General features: G+C 73.2%; 17 protein-coding genes. 7 read left to right on the top strand and 10 right to left on the bottom strand.

All coding sequences use genetic code 11. The features are described 5' to 3' along the window. Positions 1-11: 11 nt before the first annotated feature. A complete protein-coding gene (locus AC1RSJ_RS06730) occupies positions 12-233 on the top strand; it encodes a hypothetical protein (RefSeq protein WP_493117573.1) in 222 nt (73 codons plus the stop codon). Here the strand turns inward: AC1RSJ_RS06730 and AC1RSJ_RS06725 are convergent. The 4 genes from AC1RSJ_RS06725 to AC1RSJ_RS06710 form a co-directional block, all read right to left on the bottom strand. Continuing rightward, positions 217-1,035 carry an aldo/keto reductase gene (locus AC1RSJ_RS06725; RefSeq protein WP_493117572.1) on the bottom strand — a complete coding sequence of 273 codons (819 nt, stop codon included), beginning with the start codon at positions 1,033-1,035 and terminating at the stop codon, positions 217-219. The genes AC1RSJ_RS06730 and AC1RSJ_RS06725 overlap by 17 nt on opposite strands. Positions 1,036-1,169: 134 nt before the next feature. Continuing rightward, positions 1,170-1,403, bottom strand: a complete 234-nt coding sequence (locus tag AC1RSJ_RS06720) for a hypothetical protein (RefSeq protein ID WP_493117571.1) — start codon at positions 1,401-1,403, stop codon at positions 1,170-1,172. 6 nt (positions 1,404-1,409) lie between these two features. Then, positions 1,410-2,612 (bottom strand): dual-specificity RNA methyltransferase RlmN, encoded by a 1,203-nt coding sequence (rlmN, locus tag AC1RSJ_RS06715; RefSeq protein ID WP_493117570.1) that lies wholly within the window; start codon positions 2,610-2,612, stop codon positions 1,410-1,412. A gap of 51 nt (positions 2,613-2,663) precedes the next feature. After that, on the bottom strand, positions 2,664-3,617 hold the full coding sequence (locus tag AC1RSJ_RS06710) for a nucleoside hydrolase (protein ID WP_493117569.1): 954 nt from the start codon (positions 3,615-3,617) through the stop codon (positions 2,664-2,666). A 31-nt stretch (positions 3,618-3,648) separates the two neighbouring features. On the opposite strand from AC1RSJ_RS06710, the gene AC1RSJ_RS06705 reads away from it, so the two are divergent. Both AC1RSJ_RS06705 and AC1RSJ_RS06700 read left to right on the top strand, forming a co-directional pair. After that, positions 3,649-4,443: a class I SAM-dependent methyltransferase gene (locus AC1RSJ_RS06705; protein WP_493117568.1), complete on the top strand. Its 795-nt coding sequence runs from the start codon at positions 3,649-3,651 to the stop codon at positions 4,441-4,443. Between the two features lie 69 nt (positions 4,444-4,512). Next, positions 4,513-5,817 (top strand): alpha-hydroxy-acid oxidizing protein, encoded by a 1,305-nt coding sequence (locus AC1RSJ_RS06700; protein WP_493117567.1) that lies wholly within the window; start codon positions 4,513-4,515, stop codon positions 5,815-5,817. Positions 5,818-5,826: 9 nt separating this feature from the next. Here AC1RSJ_RS06700 and AC1RSJ_RS06695 read toward each other — a convergent pair whose 3' ends face one another. From AC1RSJ_RS06695 to trpD, 6 genes are all read right to left on the bottom strand, one after another. Next, a complete protein-coding gene (locus tag AC1RSJ_RS06695; RefSeq protein ID WP_493117566.1) occupies positions 5,827-6,375 on the bottom strand; it encodes a dihydrofolate reductase family protein in 549 nt (182 codons plus the stop codon). Between the two features lie 2 nt (positions 6,376-6,377). Continuing rightward, entirely contained in the window at positions 6,378-7,142 is a 765-nt protein-coding gene (dhaM, locus tag AC1RSJ_RS06690) for a dihydroxyacetone kinase phosphoryl donor subunit DhaM (protein ID WP_493117565.1), read from the bottom strand. After that, complete coding sequence (dhaL, locus tag AC1RSJ_RS06685; protein ID WP_493117564.1) at positions 7,139-7,771, bottom strand: dihydroxyacetone kinase subunit DhaL; 633 nt, start codon at positions 7,769-7,771, stop codon at positions 7,139-7,141. Before dhaL ends, dhaM begins: the two co-directional genes overlap by 4 nt. Positions 7,772-7,809: 38 nt before the next feature. Beyond that, complete coding sequence (gene dhaK / locus AC1RSJ_RS06680; protein ID WP_493117563.1) at positions 7,810-8,811, bottom strand: dihydroxyacetone kinase subunit DhaK; 1,002 nt, start codon at positions 8,809-8,811, stop codon at positions 7,810-7,812. Between the two features lie 126 nt (positions 8,812-8,937). Next, positions 8,938-9,687: a TetR/AcrR family transcriptional regulator gene (locus AC1RSJ_RS06675; protein WP_493117562.1), complete on the bottom strand. Its 750-nt coding sequence runs from the start codon at positions 9,685-9,687 to the stop codon at positions 8,938-8,940. 81 nt (positions 9,688-9,768) lie between these two features. Continuing rightward, on the bottom strand, positions 9,769-10,821 hold the full coding sequence (trpD, locus tag AC1RSJ_RS06670; protein WP_493117561.1) for an anthranilate phosphoribosyltransferase: 1,053 nt from the start codon (positions 10,819-10,821) through the stop codon (positions 9,769-9,771). Between the two features lie 80 nt (positions 10,822-10,901). Between trpD and ctaE the strand changes: the two genes are divergently transcribed. The 4 genes from ctaE to qcrB are packed head-to-tail and all read left to right on the top strand — an operon-like array spanning position 10,902 to position 15,134. Beyond that, entirely contained in the window at positions 10,902-11,531 is a 630-nt protein-coding gene (gene ctaE / locus AC1RSJ_RS06665; protein WP_493117560.1) for an aa3-type cytochrome oxidase subunit III, read from the top strand. A gap of 59 nt (positions 11,532-11,590) precedes the next feature. After that, positions 11,591-12,403 carry a cytochrome bc1 complex diheme cytochrome c subunit gene (gene qcrC, locus AC1RSJ_RS06660; protein WP_493117559.1) on the top strand — a complete coding sequence of 271 codons (813 nt, stop codon included), beginning with the start codon at positions 11,591-11,593 and terminating at the stop codon, positions 12,401-12,403. Positions 12,404-12,423: 20 nt separating this feature from the next. Further along, positions 12,424-13,503 carry a cytochrome bc1 complex Rieske iron-sulfur subunit gene (qcrA, locus tag AC1RSJ_RS06655; RefSeq protein ID WP_493117558.1) on the top strand — a complete coding sequence of 360 codons (1,080 nt, stop codon included), beginning with the start codon at positions 12,424-12,426 and terminating at the stop codon, positions 13,501-13,503. Further along, a complete protein-coding gene (gene qcrB / locus AC1RSJ_RS06650) occupies positions 13,500-15,134 on the top strand; it encodes a cytochrome bc1 complex cytochrome b subunit (RefSeq protein WP_493117557.1) in 1,635 nt (544 codons plus the stop codon). Before qcrA ends, qcrB begins: the two co-directional genes overlap by 4 nt. The last annotated feature ends 65 nt before the right edge of the window (positions 15,135-15,199 follow it).

The raw sequence follows: 15,199 nt of genomic DNA, 5'->3' as shown, positions 1-15,199 counted from the left end.
GCGTCCGACGAGTGACGGGTATCCAGGGGGACGACGAGACGGCGACCGGCCGCTCGGTCGCGTGGGTGCTGCTCGCGTTCGCGGCCGTGCTGACCGTCGTCGCGGCGGGCGGTTCGGAGGATGTCGCACGGCGCGTGCTGCGGATCGGCTGCTGGTACGCGAGTCCCGCCGGCCGCGCTCGACCCGATGGCGACGAGCGGCGGCCGGCGGGCGGGCTCAGCCCTCGACGGTGATGCCGTCGAGCTCGGCCAGGTCGCCGTCGGCGATCGTGAAGTCGAGCTGCGCGTTCTCCCGGATGCGGTCCGGCGTCACCGACTTCGGCAGCGGGAGCACGTCCTTCTCGATCAGGTAGCGCAGCGCGAGCTGCGCGACCGTGACGCCGGCGCGGTCGGCGATCGCCTTGATCCGGTCGTCGCCGAGCAGTCCGCCGGTCTGCAGCGGCGAGTAGCCCTCGACGAGGATGTCGTTCGCCTGCGCGAACGCGGTCGTCTCGGCCTGGGTGCTGCCGACGAACCAGCGGATCTGGTCGGCGTGCGGCACGATCGACGTCGAGTCGATGAGCGACTCCAGGTCGGCGACCACGAAGTTCGAGACGCCGATGGAGCGCACCTTCTCGTCGCCGTAGAGCTCCTCGAAGACCTTCCAGACCTCGATGTTGCCGGCGCGGTGGTCGGAGCCCGCGTCGCTCCACGGCCACGGGGCGTGGATCAGGTACAGGTCGATCACCCCGAGGTCGAGCGCCGCCGTCGAGCCCGCGAACGCCTCGCGCGCCTCGGCCGCCGTCTTCAGCTCCGCCTTGAGCTTCGTCGTGATGAAGATCTCCTCGCGCGGGATGCCGCTGTCGCGCACCGCCCGCCCGACGCTCGCCTCGTTGCCGTAGGCCGCGGCGGTGTCGATGTGGCGGTAGCCGGCGTCGAGCGCCACGCGCACGGAGTCGTAGGTCTCGGGTCCGTCCGGGATCTGCCAGGTGCCGAACCCCACCTTGGGGATCTCCACGCCGTTCGCCAGTCGGAACGTCTCGGTGAGCACGGTCATGTCTCCTCCTCCGGCGGCCGGATCGGGCCGCACCGCCGGGGCGACGCTATCGCGCGGGCACGACCTCGCGCCGGGTCGGCGACGGGGCGTCCAGGCGGTTCGGAGGCGCCGACCCGCCGGGTCGAGGGCGACCGTCAGTCGGCGTGCGATCCGCTGTCGGCCGGACCGTCGCCGGCGTGCGAGATCCAGGTCTGCTCGGCGTCCCGCCCCGGGCGGAGCCGGCGACGGGAGTGCACGCGCCGGGCCACGAGCCCCGCGATGACGGCCAGCGCGCCGAGCACGATCCAGACCCAGCCGGAGTCGGAGGAGGTGTCCTGGCAGTCGGCCACCCCTGCCGCGCAGGAGGTCAGCACGTGGGCGGCGAGCACGGGCGCCTACGCGTCCGCGGCGGCGAGCTGGCCGCAGGCGCCGTCGATCTCCTTGCCGCGGGTGTCGCGGAGGGTCGTCGGGATGCCGGCGGCCTCGAGTCGGTGCACGAACTCCTGCTGCTGCTCGGGCTCCGACGACGTCCAGATCGAGCCGGGCGTCGGGTTCAGCGGGATCGGGTTGACGTGGACCCAGCCGCGGCCGCGCGCGTTGAGCTTCTCGGCCAGCAGGTCGGCGCGCCAGCCGTGGTCGTTCATGTCCTTGATCAGCGCGTACTCGATCGAGACGCGGCGTCCGGTCGTCTCGAAGTACTCGCGGGCCGCATCGAGCGCCTCGTCGACCTTCCAGCGCGAGTTGACCGGGATCAGCTCGTCGCGCAGCTGGTCGTCGGGAGCGTGCAGCGACAGGGCGAAGGTCAGCGGCAGATCCTCGGCGGCGAGCTTGCGGATCGCCGGCACGAGCCCGACCGTCGAGACCGTGATGTGGCGGGCGCTCATCCCGAGCCCCTCGGGCTGCGGCGCGACCATGGTGCGCACGGCGCTCATGAGCCGGGCGTAGTTCGCGAGCGGCTCCCCCATGCCCATGAAGACGATGTTGGTGACCCGCTGCGGACCGCCGTCGGCGCGGCCGCCGCCGAGCTCGCCGTCCGCGATCGCCCGGTTGGCCCGCACGATCTGGTCGACGATCTCCGCCGCCGACATGTTGCGGGTCAGTCCGGCCTGGCCGGTCGCGCAGAAGGGGCAGTTCATGCCGCAGCCGGCCTGCGACGAGACGCAGAGCGTGATGCGGCCCGGGTAGCGCATGAGCACCGACTCGACGAGCGCGCCGTCGTGCAGCTTCCAGAGGAACTTGATCGTGTCGCCGCGGTCCGTCTGCAGGCGGCGCACCTCGGTGAGCAGGCTCGGCAGCATGCCGGCGACGAGCTCCTCGCGGCCGGCCGCGGGAAGGTCCGTCATCTCGGCGGGGTCGCTGGTGAAGTGCCCGAAGTAGTGGGTCGCGAGCTGCTTGGCGCGGAACGCCGGCAGGCCCAGCTCGGTCATCCGGGCGGCGCGCTCCGCGACCGTGAGGTCTGCGAGGTGCACGGGCGGCTTGCCGCGCTTCGGCGAGGCGAACTGGAGCAGCGGACGGCCGGACTCGTCCTTCTGCTGCACCCAGCCCTCGGCGGCCGGTCGCACCTGGGGACGGCGCGCGGACTCGGTCTCGGAGGGCATGCCCCCAGGGTAGCCGCCGAGGCGGCGGGAACCGGCCCCGCCCGGGCGGGCTCAGGCCGGGCCGACCTCGCGGAGCCGCGCGAGCAGGGCGGGCGCGAAGTCCTCGGCGACGGCCAGCACGACCCGCACCCCGGCGGGATCCTCGGCCGGTGCCGCCGCGTAGAGGTCGCGGAGGTCGGCGGTGGTGCGCCCGCGGTTCGGGCCGGAGCCGGTGTCGACGTGCACCGGCATCCGGAGCGCACGGGAGACGACGGCCTCGCCGAGCAGGACGCCGGCCGCGAGCGGGTCGTGCAGCACCGACAGCCGGCGGCCGAACCGGGTCGCGTAGAAGTCGCTGTAGAAGTCGAGCATCGCCCCGAGGGCGCGCGCCGCCGGACGTGTGCTGTCGGCCAGCGCGGCGAGGTCCTCCACCTCGAGCCGGTGCTCCATCGTCACGTCGAGCGGCACGAGCGTCACGTCCCAGGCGGCCTCGAGCACGCGCGCGGCGGCCTCCGGATCGTTGTGGATGTTCGCCTCCGCCACCGCGGTCACGTTGCCGGGCGCGAGCGCCGCGCCGCCCATGATCACGACATCGCGCACGCGCTCGGCGACGGCGGGATCGCGGTCGAGCGCGATCGCGAGGTTCGTCAGCGGGCCGATGGCGAGCACGCGGAGCTCGCCGGCGTGGTCGTGCGAGAGCCGCAGGAGCATGTCCGCGGCATCCTCGGCGACGGGCTCCGCGCCCGCGCCGGGCAGCTCCACCGTGCCGAGCCCGCGATCGCCGTGCACGTGCGGCGCTCCCCCGGCGTACGGGCGCTCGAGGAAGTCGTGCGCGCCGGTCGCCACCGGGATGCCCGGCCGGCCGAACAGCGCGAGCAGGTCGAGCGCGTTGCGGGCGGCCGTGCCGGAGTCGGTGTTGCCGCTCACCGTCCCGACGCCGACCAGGTCGCCGTCCGGATGGGCGAGCAGGTAGCCGAGGGCGAGGGCGTCGTCGATCCCGGGATCGCAGTCGAGGTAGAGCGGCACGGCTCCCCACGATACGGCGCAGGATGGGGGCATGCGCAGGACGGACGGCTCGGTGGGCGATGCGGACTACGGGGCGATCGGCTCGGGCTACCGCGACCACCGGCGACCGGAGCCCGCGTTCGAGCGCGCGATCGCGGCGGCACTCGGCGACGCCCGCACGGTGGTGAACGTCGGCGCGGGAGCCGGGTCGTACGAGCCGGCCGATCGCGAGGTGACGCCGATCGAGCCGTCCGCGTCGATGCGCGCGCAGCGGCCCGCGGGTCTCGCGACGGCGATCGACGCGGTCGCGGAGCGCCTTCCACTCGCCGACGGCGCCGTGGACGCGGCGCTGAGCACGTTCTCGATCCACCAGTGGGCCGATCTCGACGCGGGCCTGCGCGAGCTGCGGCGCGTCGCGCGGGGTCCGGTCGTGCTGCTGACCTGCGACCCCGACCTCGTGCCGGGCTTCTGGCTCGGCGAGTACGCGCCGGAGGTGCTCGAGACCGAGGCGCGCCGCTACCCGCCGCTCGACCGGATCGCGGCCGCGCTCCGCGGCCGGGTCGCGTCCCGGCGGCTGCCGATCCCGCTGGACTGCCTCGACGGGTTCTCGGAGGCGTACTACGGACGTCCGGAGGCCTTCCTCGATCCCGGCGCCCGGCGCGCGAACTCCGCCTGGAGCTTCGTCGACGACGCCGTCGCCCGGCGGCTCGAGCACGAGCTCCGGCGCGACCTCGACGACGGCTCGTGGGACGTCCGCCACGGTGAGCTGCGCTCGCGGCCCGAGTACCTCGGCTCGCTCGTGCTGGTCACCGCCCTGCCCCGACCGCCGCGGGCCCGCCTAGTCTGAGCGGATGCGACGGAGCATCGAGGGGGCGGTCATCCGACGGCGAGGCCATCGGCCGAGGCGGTGCGGCGCGTGAGCGGCGACCCGGTCCGGCCGATCGAGGACGGCGTCGGCCGCGCCGTGCAGTCCGAGGTGTTCCGCGGCGGCGCGCTCGGCACGCGTCCGCTCGTCCCCGCGTCGTGGGACGCCCTGCTCGACCGCGCGCAGCGGGCGATGAGCGCGGAGGCCTGGGCCTACGTCGCCGGATCGGCCGGTCGCGAGTCCACGGCGCGCGCCGGCGAGGCCGCCTTCGAGGCTCGGCGGCTGGTGCCCCGCGTGCTCCGCGACGTCTCGCACCGCGACCTCTCCGTCGAACTGCTCGGACGCCGGCTGCCCGCGCCGGTGATCGCCGCGCCGATCGGCGTGCTCGAGCTCGTGCATCCGCACGGCGACGTCGCGATCGCCCGCGCGGCCGGATCGCTCGGCCTGCCGGTCGTGCTGTCGAGCCAGGCCTCCGCGCCGATGGAGGAGATCGCCGCCGCCGCGCCGGACGCGCCGCGCTGGTTCCAGCTGTACTGGTCGACCTCGGACGAGCTGGTGGCGAGCTTCGTCCGGCGCGCCGAGGCGTCCGGCGCCGAGGCGATCGTCGTCACGCTCGACACCCAGCTGCTCGGCTGGCGGCCGCGCGACCTCGATCTGGCGCACCTGCCGTTCATCCGCGGCATGGGCATGGCGCAGTACACCTCCGATCCGGTCTTCCGCGGTCTCGTCGCGGAGCGGATGCGCGCCGCGGCCCGAGGCGGAGGTGCGGTCGGCCCGCGTCCCCGCATCACCGGCGCGGCCGTGCGCACCCTGCTCGCGCAGAGCCGGCGGCATCCGGGCGGCACGCTCGCGAACCTCCGCTCCGGCGAGCCGCGCGTCGCGGTGGAGACGTTCCTCGACGTGTTCAGCCGCTCGTCGCTGTCGTGGAGCGACCTGCCGCGGCTCCGGGAGCTGACGCGCCTGCCGATCCTGCTCAAGGGCGTCCAGCACGCCGCCGACGCCCGCCGCGCGGTCGAAGCCGGCGTCGACGGGATCATCGTCTCGACGCACGCGGGACGGCAGGTGGACGGCGCCCGCGCCTCCCTCGACGCACTCCCCGAGGTGGTCGCCGCCGTCGCGGGGCGGATCCCGGTGCTGCTCGACAGCGGGGTGCGCAGCGGCGCGGACGTCGCGAAGGCGCTCGCGCTCGGCGCCCGGGCCGTGCTGGTCGGGCGCGCCTGGGTCTACGGGCTCGCCGTCGCCGGCGAGGCGGGTGCGCGCGAGGTGCTGCGCGATCTCGTGGCCGAGCTCGACCTCACGCTCGGGCTCACCGGCCACCGAACGATCGCGGAGCTCGGACCGGACGCGCTCGGCTGAGCGGGTCGCTCAGCCGACCCGGTAGCGGAGGCCGACCGTCCCGTTCGCGAAGCGGCGCTCCTCCGTCAGCTCGAGCGCGAGCCGGAGCCCGTCCGGCAGCGCCCGGGTGCCGCCGCCGATCACCCACGGCACCACCACGAGCTCGAGGTCCTGCACGAGGCCGGCGCGCAGCGCCTGCGCGGCGAGCGTCGGGCCGCCGATCGAGACGTCGCGCGGTGCCGAGGCGAGCAGTCCGCGCAGCCCGCCGAGGTCGAGCCCGCGTTCGAGCACGGTGCGCGGCGTCGAGATCGCGGGCAGCGTCGTCGACACCACCACCTTGTCGACGCCGCGCCAGAGCTCGCCGAACTCGCGCTCGGCGTCGGACGGGCCGGTGATGTCCTGCCAGACGCGCATGGTCTCGTACATCCGGCGGCCGTAGACGTGGGTGCCGATGCCGCGCTGGCCCTCGTTCACCCACGCGTGCACCTCCTCCGACGGCGCCGCCCAGTCGAAGCGGCCGCCCGCGTCGACGGTGTACCCGTCGAGCGAGGCGATCGCGGAGTACGCCAGCCGGCCCACCGCTACTCCCCGAAGCCCGAGTCGACGAGGGCGACGAGGGCGTCGAGCGCGCCGGCCGCCTCGGGACCCTGCGCGGTGAGCTCCAGCTCGGTGCCGACGCCCAACCCGAGCGCCATGATGCGCAGCAGGCTCTTCGCGTCGACGCCCTGCACGGTGATCGCGGCGTCGAACCGGCTCGCCGTCTTCACGAACTCGGCGGCGGGTCGCGCATGCAGCCCGCTCGGGTTCACGAGCGCCACCCGCCGGACGACGGCGCCCTCCCCCGGCGCGGAGACCGCGACCGGCGGGTCGCCGGACACGACCGCGCCGGCGAGCACCGGAGACCCCGGTGCCGGCGCGTCCGGTGCCGGAGCGGCGGGCGCCGGGTCGGCGGGTGCCGGGTCGGCGGCGCCGTTCGCCGTCCGGGCCGCCGCCTCGACCGCGTCGAGGTCGCCGCCGGTGCGGGCCGCGACGGCCGCGGCCACCGCGCCCTCCACGATCGGGGCGTCGGCGATCCGGACCCGCGCCCGGGCGTCGTCGTCGAGGAAGTCGAGGGCCGTCTCGGCGGTGAGCACCGCGGAGCCGAGGTCGCAGAGCACGACGACGCCGTCGCCCGACTCCGCCGCCCCGATCGCGGCGCTGACCCGGTCGAAGCTCGTGCCGATCCCGCCGTCGTCCGTGCCGCCGGCCGCGACGATCGCGACGCCCTCGGCCATCTGCCCGGCGAGCTCGACGACGCCCTCGGCGATCTTCGAGCTGTGCGACACGACGACGAGGCCGACGCTCACGCGGCGGCCTCGGCCGCGGCGCGGAGGATGAGCACGGTCGAGACGGACCCCGGATCGCGATGCCCGACGGCGCGCTCGCCGAGGTACGACGCGCGGCCCTTGTGCGCGACGAGCGCATCGGTCGACTCGGATCCGGCCTCCGCCGCCGCCAGCGCCGCCGCGAGGATCTCCGACTCGTCCGCGCCCGAGGCCTGGGCGGCCGCGGCCGCGTCGACCGCGGGCGTCCAGGCGTCGATCATCGTCTTGTCGCCGACCTCGGCTTTGCCGCGCAGCACGATGCCGTCGCGCGCCGCGGTGAGCAGTGCGACCAGCGCCGCGCCGTCGAGCTCGGCGGCGCCGGCCACGGCACCGGACGCCTTGAGGAACGCCGTGCCGTAGAGCGGGCCGGAGGCGCCGCCGACGGTGGAGATGAGCGTCGTCGCCACCGACTTCAGCGCGTCCGACGGCGTGGCGTCGTCCGGCAGGTCGGTGAGCTTCGGGCCGACGGCCTGGAACCCGCGGTCCATGTTCTCGCCGTGGTCGCCGTCGCCGATCTCGCGGTCGAGCCCGATGAGCTCGACGCGGTGCTCCGCGATCGCGGCCGCCGCGCGGGCGATCCAGTCCCTGGTCCAGTCGATGCCGAGTGCCATGGGTCCTTCCTACCCCCTCGATCCCTCGACGGCCCGCCTCACCGGCCCCAGCGGAGCGCGGCGGTCTGCACCGGCGCATCCCAGAGCTGGGTGAACTCGTCGTCGAGCTGCAGCACGGAGATCGAGGCGCCCTGCATCTCGAGGCTGGTCACGTAGTTGCCGACGAGCGAGCGCGCGACGGTGATGCCGTGATCGGCGAGCACCCGGTGCGCGCGGCGGAAGGCGATGTAGAGCTCGATGAGCGGGGTGCCGCCCATCCCGTTCACGAAGAGCAGCACCTGGTCGCCGCTCGAGAACGGCAGATCCTCGAGGATGGGCGCAAGGAGCCGGTCGACGATCGCGTCGGCGGGCTCGAGCGCGATGCGCTCGCGGCCGGGCTCGCCGTGGATGCCGATGCCGATCTCGATCTCGTCGTCGCCGATGGAGAAGCTCGGCTCACCCGCGTGCGGGACCGTCGGCGCGGTGAGGGCCACGCCCATGGAGCGCACCTTCGCGTTGACGCGCTCGGCGATCGCGGCGACGGCGTCGAGGTCGTCCCCGCGCTGCGCGGCCGCGCCGGCGATCTTCTCGACCAGGACCGTGCCGGCGACGCCGCGGCGGCCCGCCGTGTAGAGCGAGTCCTTGACGGCCACGTCGTCGTCGGTGACGACCGCGCGCACCTCGATGCCGTCGGCGGCCGCGAGGTCGGCGGCGGTCTCGAAGTTCAGCACGTCGCCGGTGTAGTTCTTCACGATGTGCAGCACGCCCTTGCCGCCGTCGACGGCCTTCGTGGCCGCGACGATCGGGTCGGGGGTGGGCGAGGTGAACACGGCGCCGGGCACGGCCGCGTCGAGCATGCCGTAGCCGACGAAGCCGCCGTGGAGCGGCTCGTGGCCGCTGCCGCCGCCGGAGACGAGGCCGACCTTGCCCTGCACCGGCGCGTCCGCGCGCACGATGTGCGCCGGGTCCGCGATCACGTTCAGGAGTCCCGCGTGGGCGAGCGCGACGCCCTCCAGGGCCTCCGCGACGACGTTCCTCGGGTCGTTGATGAGCTTCTTCACGTTCGGGTTCCTCTCACGCGCCGACGCCGCCGTGGCGTGGGTCGTCCCTGACCCGCTCGGCCCTGCTCGGAAACTACCGCCGGGCGGCTGCGCCGGGAAGCGGCCCGGGGCGGTCTGGGAGGATTCTCACGCCCGCTCGCGCGAGACGAGCAGCGCGATGCCGGCGATGATGCGGTCGACGCCGAACGCGTAGGCGTAGTCGGCGTCGTAGCGGTCGCCGAGCACCGCCCCCGCCTGGGCGCCGATGCGCACCGCGAGCGGGAAGTCCGACTCGTGCACGTGCCGATCGAGCACCGGCCCGACGGTGCTCCACCACGCCTCGCCGGCCTGCTCGCGCTCCGCGGCGGCGCGGCGCGCGGCGATCTCGTCGGCGACGGCGCTGCGCACGAACTCGAGCAGCAGCCGCAGGCAGGAGTCGCGCTCGAGCGCCGAGAGCCCGAGCCCGTGGAACGAGGCCAGCTCCCACTCGTACTTCGACAGCAGTCCCGGCCCGAGCTCCGGACGCCGCAGCGGCGTCTCGAGCAGCCACGGATGCGCGAGCAGCAGCGCGCGGTTGTCGCCGGCGACGAGGCGGAGCCGTTCGCGCCAGCCCGTGCCCGCCGCCGGCTCGGTGACGGCCATCCGCAGCAGCGCGCGATCGGTCATGAGCGCGACGAGCGCGTGCTTGTCGGGCACGTGGGTGTACAGCGACATCGCCGCCACGCCGAGCGCACCGCCCACCCGGCGCATGCTCACCGCGTCGAGGCCCTCCGCGTCTGCCAGCTCGAGCGCCGCGTCCACGATCCGCATCGGGCCGAGGCCGCCGGTCCGGACGGGCTCATCCGCACCGGACCAGAGCAGCTCCAGGAGCCGGGCGGCCGCGGTCGGGTCGGACATGGCGGGAGTGTACGCCGTACGACCGCGATCGGTCCTGCCTGCGACCCTGCGCGGCCGTGCCCGCGCCCGGGCGTGCGTCGCTCAGGCGTGCGTCGCCGCGACCCACTCGTCGAGCTTCGCGGTGGCGGCGCCGGTGTCGATCGCCGCGGCCGCGTCCGCCACCCGGGCGCGGAGCCGGGCGCGGATGTCGAGCTCCGCCTGCTCGTGGTCGCGGGCGAGATCCCACGCGACGAGCCCGGCCGCCGCGTTGAGCAGCACGATGTCGCGCACCGGGCCGGTCTCCCCGTCGAGCGTGCGCCGCGCGATCGCGGCGTTGTGGCCGGCGTCGCCGCCGATGAGGTCGGCGATCCGGGCGCGCGGGATGCCGAGGTCGAGCGGGTCGATGTCGTGCTCGGTGACGGAGCCGCGCGACACCTCCCACAGCCGGCTGTGGCCGGTGGTGGTCAGCTCGTCGAGGCCGTCGTCGCCGCGGAACACCAGCGCCGTGGCGCCGCGCGTCTGGTAGACGCCGACGAACAGCGGCACGCGCTCGAGCGACGCGACGCCGACGGCGTTCGCCTCCGCGCGGGCCGGGTTGCACAGCGGGCCGAGGAAGTTGAAGACGGTGGGCACGCCGAGCTCCTTGCGCACCGGGCCGGCGTGCCGGAAGCCGGGGTGGAACAGCGAGGCGAACGCGAACGTGATGCCCGTGCGCTCGAGTACCTCGGCGACGCGCGAGGGATCGAGCCCGAGGTCGATCCCGAGCGCGCCGAGCACGTCGGACGAGCCGGACGCGGACGACGCCGCCCGGTTGCCGTGCTTGACGACGCGCGCGCCGGCCGCCGCCGCGACCACGGACGACATCGTCGACACGTTCACCGTGCCGAACGTGTCGCCGCCGGTGCCGACGATGTCGAGGGCCATCGGATCCACGCCGAGCGGCAGCGCGTTCGCGAGCACGGCGTCGCGGAAGCCGACGATCTCGTCGACCGTCTCCCCCTTGGCCCGCAGGGCGACGAGGAAGGCGCCGAGCTGCGCCGGGGTGACGCGCCCGGCCATGACCTCCTCCATGGCCCACGACGCCTCCGAGATCGCGAGGTCCTCGCGCGCCAGCAGCGAGGTGAGGATTCCGGGCCAGGTCGGGTCGGTCGACATGGTCGGAATCGTACCGATCCGGCGCATCCGGGCGTGCCGAGGGGATCGTGAGGCCCTCCACAGGGGACATAATGGGAGACGTGTCCGCACCCTCCCTGTCACGCAGCCCGGTGGTCGTGAACCGGCCGAACGTCACGTCGGTCGGCGTCATCGTCTGGCTGGGCAGCGAGGTCATGTTCTTCGCGGGCCTGTTCGCGATCTACTTCACCCTCCGCTCCACGTCACCGGAGCTGTGGGCGGAGCAGACGGCGAAGCTCAACATCCCGTACTCGCTCGTGAACACGCTGATCCTGGTGTCGTCGTCGTTCAGCTGCCAGTTCGGCGTCTTCGCGGCGGAGAAGCTGCGCGGCCGGCGCACCGGCGGGCTCTGGGACCTGCGCAAGTGGGGCACCGTCGAGTGGTTCTACCTGACCTTCGCGCTCGGCGCGGTGTTCGTCGTCGGGCAGATCTACGAGTACGCGAACCTCGTCTCCGAGCACGTCGGCCTGCAGTCCGACTCCTACGGCTCGGCCTTCTACCTCACCACCGGCTTCCACGGCCTGCACGTGACGGGCGGCCTCATCGCCTTCCTGTTCGTGATCGGCCGCATCTTCGCGGTGAAGAACTTCACCCACCGCGAGGCCACCACGGCGATCACGGTGTCGTACTACTGGCACTTCGTCGACGTCGTGTGGCTCGGTCTGTTCGCCGTCATCTACATCCTCAAGTGATCCGGATGCGCACCACAGACCCCTCCGACCGACGAGAGAAGCGGAACATCCCCACCGAGATGGCCACGACAGCCCCCCGCCCCCGACGGACCGCCAAGCGCGGTCGCCGGTCGCCGCTCGCGTCGGCCGCTCTGCTCGTGATCGGCCTCATGGCCACCGGCGGCGCCTACGCCGCCTTCTCGAGCGCCTCCTCCGCCGAGGCCGCCTCGTCGAGCTACACCGCCGCCCAGATCTCCGAGGGCCAGAAGCTCTTCGCCGCGAACTGCGCCAGCTGCCACGGCCTCGACGTCGACGGCACCACCGTCGCGCCGTCGCTGCTCGGCGTCGGCGCCGCCGCCGTCGACTTCCAGGTCGGCACGGGCCGCATGCCGATGGCCGCCAACGGGCCGCAGGCGCAGGAGAAGCCGGCGCAGTTCACCGACGACCAGATCAAGTCGCTCGAGGCCTACATCGACTCCCTGGCCCCGGGCCCGGGCGTGCCGGACGAGAAGTACCTCACCGGCGACGGCGACGTGGCCAAGGGCGCGGAGCTGTTCCGCATCAACTGCGCGATGTGCCACAACGTGGCCGGCGCCGGCGGCGCGCTCACCGAGGGCAAGTACGCGCCGAGCCTCAAGGGCGTCAGCGCCGCGCACATCTACGAGGCCATGGTCACCGGCCCGCAGAACATGCCGGTCTTCAACGACCAGAACATCACGCCCGAGGACAAGGCGAACATCATCAGCTACCTCGAGTACCTGAACAACCACGACTCTCCCGGCGGACTCGACCTGGGCAACCTGGGTCCGGTCTCCGAGGGCCTGTTCGTCTGGATCTTCGCCCTCGGCGGGATCGTGGCCATCACCGTGTGGCTGACGGCGAAGTCCAACTGAGCGAGAGGGGAGAGACCACCATGGCAGACGAAGGCAGCGCCGGCACCGGCACGGCCGTGTCGACCACGAGCCACTCCGACTCGGACACCGCCTACCACCACGGCCCGTCGACCGTCGTGCGGTCGGACCGGCTGGCGAACCCGGGCTTCGAGCCCGAGCACCACCGCGTCGCCGACGTCGACCCGGCCAAGGAGAAGCAGCAGGAGCGCCGCGTCGCCGCCTGGTTCGTGCTCGCGGCCGTCTCGGCCGTGCTGGCCGTCGCGTCGTACGTCGCGTTCCCGTTGGGCACCACCGACCCGTCGGTGAACCGCTGGATCACGTTCCTGTTCGGCATGTTCATCGCCGTCGGGCTGCTCGCGACCGGCTTCGGCGCCGTGCACTGGGCCAAGTCGCTCATGGACGGCCACGACCTCGTCGAGATGCGCCACCCGACCCGCGGCAGCGAGCCGACCCGGGCCCGCGCCGCCGAGATCTTCAAGCTCGGCGACCAGGAGTCCGGCTTCTCGCGCCGCAAGCTGATCCGCAACTCGCTGATCGGCGCGCTCGTGGCGTTCCCGCTCCCCGGCATCGTGATCTTCCGCGGCCTCGCCCCGAAGGAGGACCCGAACGACGTCCTCCGCCACACCATGTGGAAGCAGGGCACCCGCCTCACCCGCGATCCCTCCGGCACGCCCATCAAGGCGTCGGAGGTCACCCTCGGCTCGGCCTTCCACGTCATCCCGGAGGGCCTCAACGACGCCGAGGACCTGCTCGAGCAGAAGGCCAAGGCGGCCGTGCTGCTCATGCGCCTGAAGCCGGAGGACCTGCACGTCTCCGCCGGCCGCGAGGACTGGAACTACGACGGCATCGTCGCGTACTCCAAGATCTGCACCCACGTCGGCTGCCCGGTGGCGCTGTACGAGCAGCAGACGCACCATCTGCTCTGCCCGTGCCACCAGTCGCAGTTCGACATCACCCGCGAGGCGGAGGTCATCTTCGGCCCCGCCAAGCGTCCCCTTCCGCAGCTGCCGATCTCGGTCGACAGCGAGGGCTACCTGGTCGCGCAGAGCGACTTCCACGAGCCCGTCGGACCCAGCTTCTGGGAGCGTGATCACGTATGACCGTCACCACGACGGGCAGCCCCACCACCGCGTCGGGCCGCCCCGCCACGCCGGAATCCGTCGGCGTCACCGGCCGTATGGCCAACTACCTCGACGAGCGCACGAGCATCTCGGGACTGGTCAAGGAGCTCGGTCGCAAGATCTTCCCCGACCACTGGTCGTTCATGCTCGGCGAGGTCGCGCTCTACAGCTTCGTCGTCATCCTCATCTCGGGCAGCTTCCTGACGTTCTTCTTCCAGGCGTCGATGGCCGAGGTGCACTACGACGGGTCGTACACGCCGCTCAAGGGCATCGCGATGTCCGCGGCGATGCAGTCCGCGCTCGACATCAGCTTCGACATCCGCGGCGGCCTGCTCATCCGGCAGGTGCACCACTGGGCGGCCCTGCTGTTCGTGGCCTCCATCGGCCTGCACATGCTCCGCATCTTCTTCACCGGCGCGTTCCGCAAGCCGCGCGAGCTGAACTGGGTCGTCGGCTTCCTGCTGTTCGTGCTCGCCATGGCCGAGGGCTTCACCGGCTACTCGCTGCCCGACGACCTGCTCTCGGGCAACGGCCTCCGCATCATCGACGGCATGGTCAAGGGCATCCCCGTGATCGGCACCTGGATCTCGTACCTGCTGTTCGGCGGCGAGTTCCCGGGCACCGACATCGTCGGACGCCTGTACACGCTGCACATCCTGCTGCTGCCGGCGATCGTGGTCGCGTTCATCGCGATCCACATGGTGCTGCTCATCGTCAACAAGCACACCCAGTTCGCCGGCCCCGGCCGCACGAACGACAACGTGGTCGGCGCGCCGATCATGCCGGTGTTCGCGGCGAAGGCGGGCGGCTTCTTCTTCATCGTCTTCGGCGTGGTCATGCTCATCGCCGCGACGGTGACGATCAACCCGATCTGGAACTACGGGCCCTACGACCCCTCGCCGGTGTCCGCGGGCACCCAGCCGGACTGGTACATCGGCTTCGCGGACGGCGCCCTGCGCCTGATCCCGCCGGGCTGGGAGTTCATGATCGGCCCGTACACGGTGTCGATGAACATCCTCGTGCCCGTCGTCGTGCTGCTCCTGCTGCTCGGCTCGGTGGCCGCGTACCCGTTCGTGGAGGCGTGGGTGACCGGCGACAAGCGCGAGCACCACATCGCCGACCGTCCGCGCAACGCCCCGACCCGCACCGCCATCGGCGCGGCCGGCGTGACGTTCTACGCCGCCCTCTGGGCCGCGGCCTCCAGCGACCTGCTGGCGACGCACTTCCTGCTCTCGATCGAGGCGGTGACGCACGCGATCCAGTTCTCCGCCGTGATCGGCCCGTTCATCGCGTTCTTCATCACGAAGCGGATCTGCCTCGCGCTCCAGAAGAAGGACCGCGAGATCGCCCTGCACGGCTTCGAGTCGGGCCGCATCGTGCGCCTGCCCGGCGGCGAGTACATCGAGGTGCACCAGCAGCTCAGCGAGTACGAGCGCTGGCGCCTGGTGAGCTACGAGGAGTACCAGCCGCTCATGCTCCGCCCGGACTCGAAGGGCCGCATCACGGCCGGGATGCGCATGCGCGCCCGCCTGTCGAACTGGTTCTTCGAGGACCGCATCGCCCCGGTCACCCGCACCGAGATCGAGGCAGGGTCGCACGACCACCACTGATCGCCCGTCCGGATCCCCGGCGGCCCGCGCGTCCATCCGGCGTGCGGGTGCCGGGGATCCGTCGT

The sequence above is a fragment of the Schumannella sp. GW821-FHT10F01 genome (assembly GCF_058809295.1).
This window is presented reverse-complemented; position numbering and strand designations above follow the sequence as displayed.

Excerpts from the sequence above, each read along its gene's own strand:
- rlmN (WP_493117570.1), bottom strand. The coding sequence starts at position 2,612 with ATGCCCTCCGAGACCGAGTCCGCGCGCCGTCCCCAGGTGCGACCGGCC.
- qcrB (WP_493117557.1), top strand. The coding sequence starts at position 13,500 with ATGACCGTCACCACGACGGGCAGCCCCACCACCGCGTCGGGCCGCCCC.
- AC1RSJ_RS06675 (WP_493117562.1), bottom strand. The coding sequence starts at position 9,687 with ATGTCCGACCCGACCGCGGCCGCCCGGCTCCTGGAGCTGCTCTGGTCC.
- dhaL (WP_493117564.1), bottom strand. The coding sequence starts at position 7,771 with ATGGCACTCGGCATCGACTGGACCAGGGACTGGATCGCCCGCGCGGCG.
- qcrA (WP_493117558.1), top strand. The coding sequence starts at position 12,424 with ATGGCAGACGAAGGCAGCGCCGGCACCGGCACGGCCGTGTCGACCACG.
- AC1RSJ_RS06725 (WP_493117572.1), bottom strand. The coding sequence starts at position 1,035 with ATGACCGTGCTCACCGAGACGTTCCGACTGGCGAACGGCGTGGAGATC.
- trpD (WP_493117561.1), bottom strand. The coding sequence starts at position 10,821 with ATGTCGACCGACCCGACCTGGCCCGGAATCCTCACCTCGCTGCTGGCG.
- qcrC (WP_493117559.1), top strand. The coding sequence starts at position 11,591 with ATGGCCACGACAGCCCCCCGCCCCCGACGGACCGCCAAGCGCGGTCGC.
- AC1RSJ_RS06705 (WP_493117568.1), top strand. The coding sequence starts at position 3,649 with ATGCGCAGGACGGACGGCTCGGTGGGCGATGCGGACTACGGGGCGATC.